Annotated in this window: 11 protein-coding genes; 6 read left to right on the top strand and 5 right to left on the bottom strand. The window is 64.6% G+C overall.

Going from position 1 to position 13,195, the window contains the following annotated elements; genetic code table 11:
* The first annotated feature begins 151 nt into the window (after window positions 1-151).
* Window positions 152-2,827: a TonB-dependent receptor gene (locus D4Q51_RS06840; RefSeq protein WP_120076990.1), complete on the top strand. Its 2,676-nt coding sequence runs from the start codon at window positions 152-154 to the stop codon at window positions 2,825-2,827.
* Between the two features lie 83 nt (window positions 2,828-2,910).
* Window positions 2,911-4,863, top strand: coding sequence for a tetratricopeptide repeat-containing sulfotransferase family protein (locus D4Q51_RS06835; protein ID WP_120076989.1), 1,953 nt, complete (start codon window positions 2,911-2,913; stop codon window positions 4,861-4,863).
* Here the strand turns inward: D4Q51_RS06835 and D4Q51_RS06830 are convergent.
* Window positions 4,860-5,204 carry a tRNA-binding protein gene (locus tag D4Q51_RS06830; RefSeq protein ID WP_120076988.1) on the bottom strand — a complete coding sequence of 115 codons (345 nt, stop codon included), beginning with the start codon at window positions 5,202-5,204 and terminating at the stop codon, window positions 4,860-4,862. The two genes, D4Q51_RS06835 and D4Q51_RS06830, sit on opposite strands and share 4 nt — an antisense overlap.
* 99 nt (window positions 5,205-5,303) lie before the next feature.
* Here D4Q51_RS06830 and D4Q51_RS06825 point away from each other — a divergent pair, with 99 nt between their 5' ends.
* Window positions 5,304-6,530: an MFS transporter gene (locus D4Q51_RS06825; protein ID WP_120076987.1), complete on the top strand. Its 1,227-nt coding sequence runs from the start codon at window positions 5,304-5,306 to the stop codon at window positions 6,528-6,530.
* Window positions 6,531-6,533: 3 nt separating this feature from the next.
* Here the strand turns inward: D4Q51_RS06825 and D4Q51_RS06820 are convergent, their stop codons facing one another.
* A complete protein-coding gene (locus D4Q51_RS06820; protein WP_120076986.1) occupies window positions 6,534-7,229 on the bottom strand; it encodes a DUF4230 domain-containing protein in 696 nt (231 codons plus the stop codon).
* The gene (locus D4Q51_RS06815) at window positions 7,214-8,095 is read right to left on the bottom strand and encodes an MBL fold metallo-hydrolase (protein WP_120076985.1); all 882 of its coding nucleotides are present in this window, start codon (window positions 8,093-8,095) and stop codon (window positions 7,214-7,216) included. Before D4Q51_RS06815 ends, D4Q51_RS06820 begins: the two co-directional genes overlap by 16 nt.
* Window positions 8,096-8,120: 25 nt before the next feature.
* On the opposite strand from D4Q51_RS06815, the gene glpK reads away from it, so the two are divergent.
* Complete coding sequence (gene glpK, locus D4Q51_RS06810) at window positions 8,121-9,596, top strand: glycerol kinase GlpK (RefSeq protein WP_120076984.1); 1,476 nt, start codon at window positions 8,121-8,123, stop codon at window positions 9,594-9,596.
* Here the strand turns inward: glpK and D4Q51_RS06805 are convergent.
* Both D4Q51_RS06805 and D4Q51_RS06800 read right to left on the bottom strand, forming a co-directional pair.
* Window positions 9,593-10,051, bottom strand: coding sequence for a DUF1465 family protein (locus D4Q51_RS06805; protein WP_240624597.1), 459 nt, complete (start codon window positions 10,049-10,051; stop codon window positions 9,593-9,595). The two genes, glpK and D4Q51_RS06805, sit on opposite strands and share 4 nt — an antisense overlap.
* A 115-nt stretch (window positions 10,052-10,166) precedes the next feature.
* Window positions 10,167-10,364, bottom strand: a complete 198-nt coding sequence (locus D4Q51_RS06800; protein WP_120077057.1) for a YdcH family protein — start codon at window positions 10,362-10,364, stop codon at window positions 10,167-10,169.
* A gap of 223 nt (window positions 10,365-10,587) precedes the next feature.
* Between D4Q51_RS06800 and D4Q51_RS06795 the strand changes: the two genes are divergently transcribed.
* Window positions 10,588-10,743 carry a YdcH family protein gene (locus tag D4Q51_RS06795; RefSeq protein WP_120077056.1) on the top strand — a complete coding sequence of 52 codons (156 nt, stop codon included), beginning with the start codon at window positions 10,588-10,590 and terminating at the stop codon, window positions 10,741-10,743.
* 135 nt (window positions 10,744-10,878) lie between these two features.
* Window positions 10,879-13,149, top strand: coding sequence for a phosphoenolpyruvate--protein phosphotransferase (ptsP, locus tag D4Q51_RS06790; RefSeq protein WP_120076982.1), 2,271 nt, complete (start codon window positions 10,879-10,881; stop codon window positions 13,147-13,149).
* Window positions 13,150-13,195 lie beyond the last annotated feature (46 nt).

Below are 13,195 nucleotides of genomic sequence, written 5' to 3'. Positions count from 1 at the left end.
CGCCCGCTAGCGGTGGAAACTTTGACATTATCCCTCTAATCGGATCTCGCACGCGCGCATTTCACAGACCCATGCCGCGCGGCACGCATTTTCGTATCGCTAAGCGCTATCCTGCTGCTGCGCGATCACCCGGAACAGAGGGAAACCCCAAATGTCGAAATACATCAGTGGTGCGTCCATTGGCGCACTAGCTATAGCCATTGCCGCGCCCGTCGCGGCCCAGGAAGCCCAGCCGGCTCCCGCCCCTGCACCCGCTCCCCAGGCCCGCCAGGGCGGCGTTCAAACCATCGTTGTCACCGCCACCCGCCGTCAGGAAGACCTGCAGGATGTGCCGGTTTCCGTGCAGGCGCTCGGTGAAGAAGGCCTCGAAGACCTCAACATCGATACCTTCGAGGACTACCTCGACCAGCTGCCGACAGTCACGGCAGGCGGCAGCGGACCGGGCCAGTCGACTATCTATATTCGCGGCCTCGCCTCGACCACGCCGAACCTGACGACCGCCGGGGTCGCCGGCCTCGCGCCGAATGTCGCACTCTACCTTGACGAGCAGCCGCTGACGCAGCCGGGTCGTAACCTCGACGTATATGCCGCCGATCTCGAGCGTATCGAGGTGCTCTCCGGCCCGCAGGGCACGCTGTTCGGTGCCAGCTCGCAGGCCGGTGTTGTCCGCCTCATCACCAACAAGCCCAGCCTTGCCGGGTTCGACGCAGGCGCCAGCGCTGGCGTCAGCTTCACCGATGGCGGCGACACGTCCTACAAGACCGAGTTCATGCTGAATGTGCCGGTGACGGACACCATCGCCGTGCGCGGCGTGGCCTATCTCGATCACCAGGGCGGCTACATCGATAACGTTCAGGGCACCCGCGACCTCAGCGAGAGCGCGCGTTTCCGTCCTGCGGGTACGGTGCGCGCCAACGGCGTTCCGGTCAGTGCCCGGCGCGCAGGCTTCCAGTCCACCTCCGACCTGTCTGCCGTCGAGTTCCTGCAAACCGACAACTCCGGTCTGGTCGAGGAAGACTTCAACGACACGACCTACGCCGGTTTCCGCGCCACGGCATTGTGGGAAGTGACGCCCGACTGGACGATCACAGTCGCCCATTCGCGCCAGAACCTGGAAAGCGATGGCGTCTTCTTCGCCGATCCCGAACTGGACGGCCTCGACGACCTGGAAATTCAGCGGTTCGAGGACGACCGCCTGGAAGACAATTTCAGCAACACCAGCTGGACCGTCGAAGGCCGTCTCGCCATGCTCGATGTCGTCTACACCGGTGCCTACACCGATCGTGAGACGCAGCAGCGCATCGACTACACCGACTACCTCTTCGTCGGCCAGTACCTGCCCTACTACATCTGCGACGGTTCGGTTTCCTATCCGGGCGATAACGATCCGTCGGGCACCTGCCAGCCGCCCAACAACTACGTCACGTCGGACAGCGATACGACCGTATTCACGCAGGAACTGCGCTTCAGCACCCCTGAAGACTGGCGTTTCCGGGCCACGGCAGGCGGTTTCTATTCCGACCTGCAGCTGGAAGAGCGCAACGACTTCAACTATCCCGGCAATATCGCTGCGGCACCGTTCGGCGGTTTTGCGCCCAACTTCCCGCAGGAAGGCTTCACCAGCGCTCCGGGACCGTTCCCCGAAGCCACGATCTTCCGCAATGATATCCGCCGTACGGATGAACAGATCGGCATCTTCGGCGAAGCCAGCTTCGACATCGTGCCCGACCTGCTGACGATCACGCTGGGTGCGCGCTACTACGATATCGAGGTGGATTTCGAAGGCAGCGCCAACGGTTCGTTCTGTAACGCAGGCGCGGCACAGGATGCCAACGCATTTGGCACCGACCTGAACGACCTGTACGATGGGGACGGTGAATACACCTTCATCGGCAGCTGTAACGCCGACCTGCGCCAGACCTTCACGCTGGAAGACACGCTGGAAGATATCCAGGCGGCCGGTCTCTCCCCAACGCAGGCGCAGCAGGTTTTCAACGCGGTTCGCGCACCTGATGTCGCAGCGACGGACGGGTTTATCTACAAGGGTTCGATCCAGCTTACGCCGACGCCGGATACGCTGATCTACGCGACCTATTCGGAAGGTTTCCGTCCCGGTCTGCTCAACCGTCCGGGCGGTGCCACCACCGCAATCGGCAACGGTGCCACTTTCACCGTGCCGTTCGAGCTGGATACCGACGAGGTGCAGAACTACGAACTGGGCTGGAAGCTCGACCTGATCGACGGCCAGCTGCGGTTCAACGGCTCGGCTTTCTACGTCGACATCAGCCGCCTGCAGACGACGATCTTCGATCCCAGCATCACCAACCTCTTCTTCTCGGACAACGCGGCGAATGCAGAGATCTACGGCATCGAGGGCGATTTCACGGTCGCGCCCTATGCGCTGCCGGGCTTCACCTTTGCCGGAGCCTTCTCGATCCTCGATACCGAAATCACCGAGGTGCTGACGCCGACGGACGACGTGGTGGCGGGCGAGCCGCTTGCCTATGCGCCTGAATTCCAGGGCAACGCGCGCATCCGGTACGAGTGGGACCTGTCGAACACGCTGGAAGCCTATGTCCAGCCGCAGGTGACCTACTCGGCATCGAAGTTCACCGACATCATCGAGATCAACAAGCTGAAGCTGGACAGCTACACCGTGGTAGACCTTGCCGCGGGTATCGTTGCCGACCAGTGGCGCTTCGAAGTCTTTGGTGAAAACCTGTTCGACGAGCGCGCCGAGATTTCCGGCAGTTTCGTGTTCGACCGGGAGCGGATCACGACGAACCGCCCGATGACGGTCGGCGTCAGGGTCTCCTACGACTACTGATCCGCAATGACGGACTGAAATGAAAGCGGCGGGAGCGGACGACGGGTTCGCTTCCGCCGCTTTGCTTTGTTAAGGGCACGCGCATGGATAACCGCGACGAACAACTGGCTCTGGCGCAGAAGGCGATGCAGTCGGGCGACTTCGCGCAAGGTCTCGCGCTGGCCGAAGGCGTACTGGCCGGCGATCCCGGCGACGGCGAGGCGCTATACATGGCTGCCGTCGCCCTGCGTTATTGCAATCGCCACGCAGAAGCCGCGGACATGCTCGCCCGCCTGCACGCCGCCATGCCCGAATACGGCCGCGCCTGGCAGGAGGCTGGGCACCTCGCCCGTTCGCAGGGCAACAGCGCGCAGGCCATCGCCGCCTTCCAGCGCGCGGTGCGGTTCAACCCGGCACTCGATGCCAGCTGGCGCGCGCTTGGCGAATTGCAGGACGGGACGGCGGCGAGGGCCGCGCAGGCCCAGGCGCAGCGCCTCGCCAGCCTGCCGCGAGAGCTGGTGGCCGTCACCCACCACCTGCACGAAGGCCGCGTTCTGCGGGCCGAGGAAATCTGCCGCCATTACCTGCGCGCCAACCCAAAGAGTGTCGAGGGAATGCGGCTTCTGGCGCAGATCGGGATCAAGCTGGGCATTCTCGACGATGCGGAATTCCTGCTGGAAAGCGCCCGCGTGTTTGAGCCCGAGAACGTGCAAGTGCGGCTCGACTACATCGACGCGCTGCGCCGTCGCCAGAAGTTCGACCGGGCGCGCGAGGAGGCGCAGAGCCTCTATGAGAGCGACCCCGACAACCCGCTGTTCCAGTCGCACCTCGCCATCGAATCCATGCAGACCGGCGATTACGACCGCGCCTTCGCCCTGTTCGACAAGGTGCTGGAAAAGGTGCCGGGCGATCCCGCCACGCTCACCAGCCGCGGTCATGCGCTGAAAACCACGGGCGAGACCGGGAAGGCCATCGAGAGCTACCGCGCCGCCTTTGCCACCAAGCCCGACCACGGCGATGCCTGGTATGCGCTCGCAAACCTCAAGACCTATCGCTTCAGCGACGCGGAAATGGCGCAGATGGAGGAGCAGGCGGCGCGGCCCGATCTTGCATTCATGGACCGCGTTCACCTTTCCTTCGCGCTCGGCAAGGCGCACGAGGACCGCGAGAATTACGAGGCCAGTTTCCAGCATTACGAGCGGGGCAACGCCCTGAAACGAGCGCAGACGCGTTACGATGCCGATGCCATGAGTGCCGAATTGGCGAAGCAGCGCGAGGTCTGCACGCCGGAACTGTTCGCGAAGCACGAAGGGGAGGGCCATGACGCGCCTGATCCGATCTTCATTCTCGGCCTGCCGCGCGCGGGTTCCACCCTGCTGGAGCAGATCCTTGCCAGCCATTCGCAGGTCGATGGCACGATGGAACTGCCCGATATTCTCGCACTCGCCCACCGGCTGCGCGGACGCAAGGCGGGGCAATCGAACTACCCTGAAGTGCTGCACGACCTGACGGGCGAGCAGCTACAGAAGTTCGGCCAGCAGTATTTCGAGAATACGGCGATCCACCGTCAGGGCGCGCCCTTCTTCATCGACAAGATGCCGAACAATTTCAGGCACATCGGCCTCATTCACCTGATACTGCCGAACGCGAAGATCATCGATGCCCGCCGTGCGCCGATGGATTGCTGCTTTTCCGGCTTCAAGCAGCTGTTCGCAGAGGGGCAGGAGTTCACCTATGGCCTGACCGAGATCGGTCGCTACTTCGCCGACTATGTCGACCTGATGGAGCACTGGGACGCGGTCTTGCCGGGCAAGGTTCTGCGCGTGCAGCACGAGGACGTGCTCGACGATCCCGAAGGCCAGATCCGCCGGATGCTCGACTATTGCGGGCTGCCGTTCGAGGAAGCCTGCCTCAACTTCCACCAGACCAGCCGCGCGGTGCGCACGGCCAGCAGCGAACAGGTGCGCCAGCCAATCAACCGCAGCGGGCAGGGGGCCTGGGTGCCCTACGATCCGTGGCTGGGAGACCTGCGCGCCGCGCTGGGATTTCCCGGCTAAGCGAGCCGCGCGCCGTCGGGAAGGTCGAAGCCTTTGTCCGGCCCTGCCAGAACGATCGCGCCGTCTGCATCGGGAAAGCCCAGCACCAGTATCTCGGACATGAAAGGCCCGATCTGGCGCGGCGGGAAGTTGACTACGGCCATCACCTTGCGCCCGATCAGCCCTTCTGGCGTGTAGTGATCGGTGATCTGGGCCGAAGACTTCTTCACCCCGATCTCTGCGCCGAAATCGACCCACAGCTTGATCGCGGGCTTGCGCGCTTCGGGAAAAGGCTGCGCATCGACAACGGTGCCGCAGCGGATGTCTACCGCCATGAATTGTTCGAAAGAGATCGTGTCCATGGCCCGTCCCTATGCGGGCGGGAGAGGCGTGTCCAGCAGCGCGCAGGCAGCGGCGAATACGGGGTGGAAACACCGCCGCAAGGGGCCTAGAGGCGGCCAATGATCGGCTCGCTCAATTCGGTGCGCACATTGTTGCTGGCGATCTTCGTCCTGATGGCGGGGAGCGGATTTCTCAGCACGCTTATCGCCATCCGGCTGGAACAGGCGGGGCAGGGCGCGCTGCTGATCGGCCTTGTCGCCACCAGCTATTTCGGCGGGCTGACGCTCGGCGCACTGCGCGTGTCCCCGCTGATTGCGCGCGTCGGCCATATCCGCGCCTTTGCCGCTTTCGTCTCGTTCTATTCCGCCAGTTCGCTAACTTACGCGATCATCGATGCGCCGATGCTGTGGGTGGTGCTGCGCTTTGCCGACGGCTTCGCCATGAGCGGGGTGTTCGTGTGCCTGGAAAGCTGGCTCAACCGCGTGGCGAAGCCCGACAACCGCAGCGCGATCCTGGCAGCCTACATGATCGCGCTCTACGCCGGGCAGGCTGTCGGCCAGTTCCTTCTCAATCTTGGCGACAATTCCCCCGCCCTGCCGTTCATGGCCTCGGCGGTGCTGCTCTCGCTCTCGGTGCTGCCGGTGGTGCTGACGAAGATTCAGCAACCGGTGTTGGAGGAAGTGGCGCCCTTCAGCTTGAAGCGGCTCTACGAGGCATCGCCATTGGGCGTGGTCGGCACGCTGTCCAACGGCGTGATGCTGGGCGCGTTCTATGCCCTTGGCGCGGTGTTCGTGCAGCGCATGGGCCTGCCGCTGTCGCAGATCGCGCTTTTCACATCGTGCGTGATCACTGGCGGCGTGGTGCTGCAATATCCGCTGGGCCGCCTGTCAGACAGGTTCGACCGTCGCCGCGTGATCATCGCCTGCATGTTCGTCACCACCGCGCTCTGCGGCGCGCTTGCTTTCGTGCAAGAGCCGCTGGCGATCTTTGCCGTGGGCGCGCTGTTCGGCGGCTTCTCCTTCGCGCTTTATCCGCTGTGCATTGCCCACTCGAACGACCACCTGGACGAGAGCGAGCGCGTGGGCGCGAGCAGTGGTCTGGTGCTGGTCTATTCCGTGGGCGCGGCGGGCGGACCGATGCTGGGATCTGTCGGCATGGCGACATTGGGACCGCCGGGGCTGTTCGGCGCCATCGGCGTGGTGGCGCTGGGCGGCGCGCTGTTCGGGCTGTGGCGCATGGCGGTCAGCCAGCCGGTGCCCGAAGCGGACCAGCAGGATTTCCAGTCTCTGCCGCGAACCACGCCCATGGCCGCCGTTCTGGAGGACGAGGGCGAAGGCCCCGCCTGATCGCTACCCTTCGTCGGGAAAGCGCACCCGCACTTCCACTTCGCCGAATCCGGCGACTTGCAGCGGAATGGCAAGGTTCTGCCGCACCGCGTCTCGCGCGGCGCTACGGGCGAGGCCCATCACTTCGGGATTGCGGGCAAAATCGTTCGCACGCTCCGCCGCCTGCCGCGAATTGTTGCGGCTGAGCGAGACGGACGCATCGCGGCTGACGTAGAGGCCATCGGTGAAATAGCGCGCCTCGGCCTCGTTGAGGTTGGGCTGCGAGACTTCGAGCGGCGGCAGCGTGACGGACAGGCTCTGGGCCGCTTCGTCCCAATCGAAGTTCCCGCGGTCCATTTCCGACAGGTCCAGGCGGTATTCCACCGTAGCGGGTACGATCATGGCCTGGCGCGATTGCAGCGATTCCACCTCGAACGGGCCGACGCTGGGCGTACTGACGCTTTCGGCCACCACGTCGAACCGGCTGGAAAAGACCGTGAGGGCGTTCTGCTTCTCGAACGCGATCATCGAGGTTGCAACGATATCGCCGCGCTCTTCCGGTCCCCATTTCTCGTAGGCGAGCCAGGCCAGCGCGGCGATCAGCAGCAGGACCACGATCCAAGGCGCGCCTTTCGGCACCGTGCGGGCCGGGGGCGGACCTGCGGGAGGGGGTGCTGCGCCGATGCGCGTGCTCTCGTCGTGTTTCAGGTCGCCTGCCATATGTCCTCAGAACGTTGCACTTCGCCGCGGCGTTCCAGATCGAGCAGGTGGGCGAGCACACTTTGTCCTGCGGCGGGCCAGAGCTTCTCCGAAACGCCCTTGTACATCACCGGAACCAGCGCTGCGATGGAGCGCGCTTCCTCGCCCAGCAGGCGCAGGATCTGGCGCTCGCGCTGGCGGCGATGGCCGATCATCCCGCGCACGAGTTGCTTCGGCTTCTCTATCGCGGGACCGTGGGCGGGATAGTAGATGCGGTCCTGCTCACGCTCGTAGAGCAGGTGCAGGCTGGCCATGTAGTCCGCCATGTCGCCGTCTGGTGGCACGACGACGCTGGTGGACCAGCCCATCACGTGGTCGCCGGTGAACACCGCGCCGCTTTCCTCCAGCGTGAAGCACAGGTGGTTGGAGGTGTGCCCCGGCGTCGCCACGGCGCGCAAGGTCCAGCCGGGGCCGGTCATCGCCTCGCCGTGCTCCATCACCCGGTCCGGCTCGTAGGACTGGTCGAACGGGGCATCCACGCGCGGGGCATCGCTGTGGATGTGTAGCGGCGCGCAGCCGACGATGGGCGCGCCCGTCGCTGCCGCCAGAGGGGCAGCGGCGGGCGAGTGATCGCGGTGGGTGTGGGTGCACATGATCGCGCAGACCTTGGCCTCGCCGATGGCGGACCCGAGCGCGGCGAGGTGCTCCTTGTCCGCCGGACCGGGGTCGATCACCGCCAGCCCTTCATTGCCGCCGACGAGGTAGGTCTGCGTGCCGGTGTAGGTGAAAGGCGAGGCGTTGGGCGCGAGCACGCGGCGCACCAGCGGTTCAAGCTGTTCGGCGCTGCCTGTCGGCCAGGGTTGCGGGGGCAGGGACATGCTGTGCATATGGCGATAAAGGAGAGGAAATCCAATGATCGACCAGTCCATCCTCGTTCTGGATGAAGGCACCACCAGCACGCGGGCCATGCTGTTCGCGCAGGACGGCTGCTTGCGCGGCGTGGAACAGGCGGACCTGACGCAGCACTATCCGCGCTCCGGCTCGGTGGAGCATGACGCGACCGAGATCTGGGAGAAGACGCTCGCCTGCGCGCAGGCAATGGTGGAGCAGGCCGGGGGCGCGGCGCGCATCGCCGCCATCGGCATCACCAACCAGCGCGAGACCGTGGTGGCGTGGGACAAGGCCACTGGCGAGCCGCTGAGCCGGGCAATCGTGTGGCAGGACCGGCGCACCGCCGATCTCTGCGCGCAATTGAAAGAGCAGGGTCACGAGAAGATGGTGCGGGAGCGCACCGGCCTGCTGCTCGATCCCTATTTCTCCGGCACCAAGATGCGCTGGCTGCTCGACAATGACCAGGCCGTGGCGGAGGCAGCGCGAGGCGGCAGGCTGGCGCTCGGCACGGTGGAGAGCTGGCTGGTGTGGAAGCTGACCGGCGGCAACACCCACATAACCGATGCGAGCAATGCCAGCCGCACCCTGCTGATGGCGCTCGATGCTTCAGGCTGGGACGCGGAGCTGTGTGACCTTCTCGGCGTGCCCATGGCCGCGCTGCCGCAGATTACCGACAGCGCGGGCGAACTGGCGCACACCCATGCCGACATGTTCGGCGGGCGTATCCCGATCTGCGGCATGGCGGGCGACCAGCAGGCGGCCACGATCGGGCAAGGGTGCCTGTCACCGGGCCAGACGAAAGCGACCTATGGCACCGGCGCCTTCGTGTTGGGTAACGCGGGGACGTCCCTGCCGTGGTCCGACAACCGGCTGCTGGGGACGGTGCTCTACCAGCTGGATGGCGCGCGGCACTATGCCGTCGAAGGCGCGGTGTTCGTGGCAGGCAGCCTCGTCAAATACCTGCGCGATACGCTGGGTCTGATCGAAAGCGCCGACGAAACCGAGGACCTGGCGCGCTCCGTCCCCGACAACGGCGGTGTCGTGGTTGTGCCTGCGCTCTCCGGTCTTGGCGCGCCGCACTGGCGGCCCGAGGCGCGCGGGATCATTTCCGGCCTCGGCTTCGACACGGGCCGCGCGCATATCGCCCGTGCCGCGCTGGAGGCGATGGCGCACCAGACATACGACCTTGCCAGCGCCTTCGCCGCCGACGGGTGCGAATGGACGGGCCTGCGCATCGACGGAGGCATGGCCGCGAACGACTGGATGGCGCAGGACATCGCCGGCCTGCTCGACCTGTCCGTGACGCGGCCCGATTTCGTGGAGACTACGGCGCTGGGCGCAGCCATGCTGGCAGCGGTGGGCTGCGGGATGAAAGCGGACCTGCAGCACGCGGCAGAAACGATGATTGGCTCATCCCAGCGATTCGAGCCGCGCATGGAAGATGAGGTCCGCCGTCAGCGCCTTTCGCGCTGGGACGAGGCTATCGCAAAGGTCTAGCGGGCGAAGGCGTAGCCCAGCCGTTCGCGCAGGCGATGGACGGCAGCGGGCTGCAATTCGAAGCGCTTTCGCCACGCGCGGTCCAGCCGCTCTATCCGGGCGTAGAACTGGACGGAACGGTCCACCAGGTCGGCGATGTAGGGCGGCAGCAGGGCCAGCTCTTCTTGCGCAGGCTGCGGCTGGGGAGGTGGCAGGCGCCCGTGGTGGCGCAACTGGAACTCGCTGATCTCGCCTGCAAAATAGGCCTTCTGGTTCAGCAGCCACGCGATCGCGTGCATCATCCGCGTGGTGGTGCGCAAGGCCTCGCAACTCATCGCCACGCGGGCGACGCTCGCATCTTCGCCGCCGCTGCGGAAACTGTCGTCCAGGTCGAACGAGGCGCGGGCCTCGTCCGCCAGCAGCAGGGCGTCTTCGTAAAGCGTTTCGATGATCGAGGGCGTTATGGTGGCAGGCATTGTCATGGAATTGCCAGCCTTAGCCAAACCCGCAGGTGCCTGCCACTCGCGGAAAGGTTAATTTCGGCAGCGAATCCGGCCTGTCCCGTTGGGAAACGGTTTTCACGGGAGCGGTTCAGGCGATGATGTCAGGTGTCAGATGATCCTCGATATGGCTGATCTGGTCGCGAAGACGCAGCTTGCGCTTTTTCAGCCGCGCGACCTGCAACTGGTCCGGTCCACCGGCACTCACCAGCGCTTCGATCGCGATGTCGAGATCGCGGTGCTCCACCTTCAGGGCGGCAAGACGCTTGCGCATTTCGTCTTCGGTCATGCTGCCTTCTTCCTGCCTCTCTTTGTACCCGGCAAGTGCCGCGTGGCGGAACATCGGCCTTACAGGGCAATTCGTCGCCGCGCCATTTGGAGAATTAGGAATGTTGTGGTTTCATGACAATCGCGCGGAGGCTGCTGTCTCGCGAGTCGAAGGGCAGTCTGCCGTGCTGGGTCACCACACGGGCCGGGCTTTTACCGGCCCAGACTGTCAAGGAGACTGCCTCATGGAAACTTCGCACGTCCAAGCCCTCCAGCAAAAGCACGAAGGGCTCGACCGTCGGCTACGCGATGAAATGAACCGCCCCTCGCCCGACAGTGCGAAAATCCAGGCACTCAAGAAGCAGAAACTCGCCATCAAGGAAGAGATCGCGCTTCATTGAGGCTCTGAACCAACGGACGACGAACCGACGGACGACGAACGGATGAATTTCCGGCCTTCGCCCCAGATTTAAGAGATGCCGGGGCAAGGTCGGGAATTTGCGGGTTTGCATAATGTGCTATAGGCCGGTCCAGAGATGACCGCCGCCTCTTCCGCCAGACAGATTCTTACCAGCCTCCACGAGGTGATGGCATCGCGCACCCATGCGCAGGCCAAGCTGAACCAGGTGGTGGAAACCATCGGCGAGGCGCTCGATAGCGAGGTCTGCTCGATCTACCTCCTGCGCGAGGGAATGCTGGAACTGTTCGCCACGCGCGGGCTGAACCAGGCCGCCGTGCACGTCACGCGCCTCGGCGTGGGAGAGGGGCTGACCGGCACGATCGCCCAGAACATCGAGACGCTGAACCTGGCCGAAGCGGCCACCCACCCCGAATTCCAGTACCGCCCCGAAACAGGTGAGGAAAGTTTCCACTCCTTCGCCGGCGTGCCGATCGTGCGACGTGAACGGTCCATCGGCGTGCTGACCGTGCAGCATGCCGAACCGCGCAAGTACGAGGAAGTGGAGATCGAGGCGCTGCAGACCACCGCCATGGTGCTGGCAGAGCTCATAAACAATGCAGGTCTGGTCGATGCAGAAGAGCTGGATCGCCTCCCAGAAGCGCATTCCGGCCAAGTCATCATCGATGGTCTGAAACTGGTGAAGGGCCTCGCCATCGGCAAGGCGGTGTTCCACCAGCCGCGCGTCACTATCGAGCAGACCGTGGCCGAGGATACCGAAGCCGAGCGCGAGCGCGTCTATCTCGCTTTCGACCGGATGCGCGAGCAGATCGACAACATGGCGAGCCAGGCCGAATTCGGTGTGGACGGAGAGCACGAGCAGGTGCTCGAGACCTACAAGATGTTCGCCTACGACGAAGGCTGGAGCCGCCGCATCAACGAGGCGATCGATTCCGGCCTGACGGCGGAAGCCGCGATCGAACGCGTGCAGCAGCGCACCCGCCAGCGCATGCGTGAGATTCAGGACCCGCTGTTGCAGGACCGGATGCACGATCTGGAAGATCTGGCCAACCGCCTCATCCGTATCGTGTCCGGCCAGCTCGGCACAGCCGCACAAAAGGGCCTCGCGGCCGATTCCATCCTCGTTGCCAAAAACCTCGGCCCTGCCGAACTGCTGGAATACGACAAGCGCCGCCTGAAAGGCGTGGTGCTGGAACAGGGTTCGCTGACGGCGCATGTGGTGATCGTGGCCCGGGCAATGGGCATTCCTGTAATCGGGCGATGCTCCAACATTCGCGGGCTGGTGCGTGAAGGCGACGAAATGCTGGTAGACGGCGATGCCGGCAAGGTCACGGTGCGCCCGTCCAGCGGCGTGCTGAACGCGTTCGAGGCGCGCTTTGCCCGCAGCAAGGAGAAGAAGGCGAGCTACGCCAAGCTGCGCGATGTGGAGCCTTTCACCCGCGATGGCGAGCGTATCCAGGTTATGATGAATGCCGGACTGCGCGACGACGTGGCCATGCTGGCCATGACCGGCGCCGACGGCATCGGCCTTTATCGCACCGAATTCCAGTTCCTCGTCTCCGCCGCCCTGCCGCAGCGAGAGCGGCAGGCGCGCCTTTACCGCGACGTGCTGGACGCGGCGAAGGGCAAGCCGGTTATCTTCCGCACGGTGGACATCGGCGGCGACAAGTCGCTGCCCTACATCTCCAGCGATAACGCCAAAGAGGACGAGAACCCCGCGATGGGCTGGCGCGCGCTGCGCCTGGCGCTGGAACGCGAGGGGTTGATGAAGGCACAGGCGCGCGCCCTGCTGGAAGGCGCGTCGGGACGCGAACTGAACGTGATGTTCCCGATGGTGTCCGAACCCTGGGAGTTCGACGCCGCCAAGGAAGTGTTCGAGCAGCAACTCGCCTTCCTCAGGTCCCGCAAGCACAAGCTGCCCACCGCGATCAACTACGGCGTGATGCTGGAGGTGCCGTCTCTGGCGGAAACGCTGGACCTGCTGCTGCCCAAGCTCTCCTTCATTTCCATCGGCACCAACGACCTGACCCAGTTCCTGTTCGCCGCAGACCGGGCCAACCCGATGCTGGCGGAGCGGTACGACTGGGTCAGCCCGGCCATCCTGCGCTTCCTGCGCCGTGTCGTGCAGAATTGCGTCGGCTATCCCGTGGACCTTGGCGTCTGCGGCGAGATGGGCGGGCGCAGGCTTGAAGCGCTGGCGCTGTTGGGCATCGGGATCCGCCGCCTCTCGATCACGCCTGCAGGCGTCGGTCCGATCAAGGAACTGGTCCGCAAGGTCGATACCCGTGAAATCGGTCAGGCTATGAGAGAATGGCTGGCCAATCCCCCGCCTGATATGCGCGCGGCCCTGCAGGCCTGGGCGCAGGAGCGCGAAATCGAGGTTGAATAGGCTTTTGCGCCGCACAATCGCTTGACTCTGCGGGGCTTGGTCGATT

Origin of the sequence: Aurantiacibacter odishensis, from assembly GCF_003605195.1 — a bacterium.
GTDB lineage: Bacteria > Pseudomonadota > Alphaproteobacteria > Sphingomonadales > Sphingomonadaceae > Alteraurantiacibacter > Alteraurantiacibacter odishensis.
This window is presented reverse-complemented; position numbering and strand designations above follow the sequence as displayed.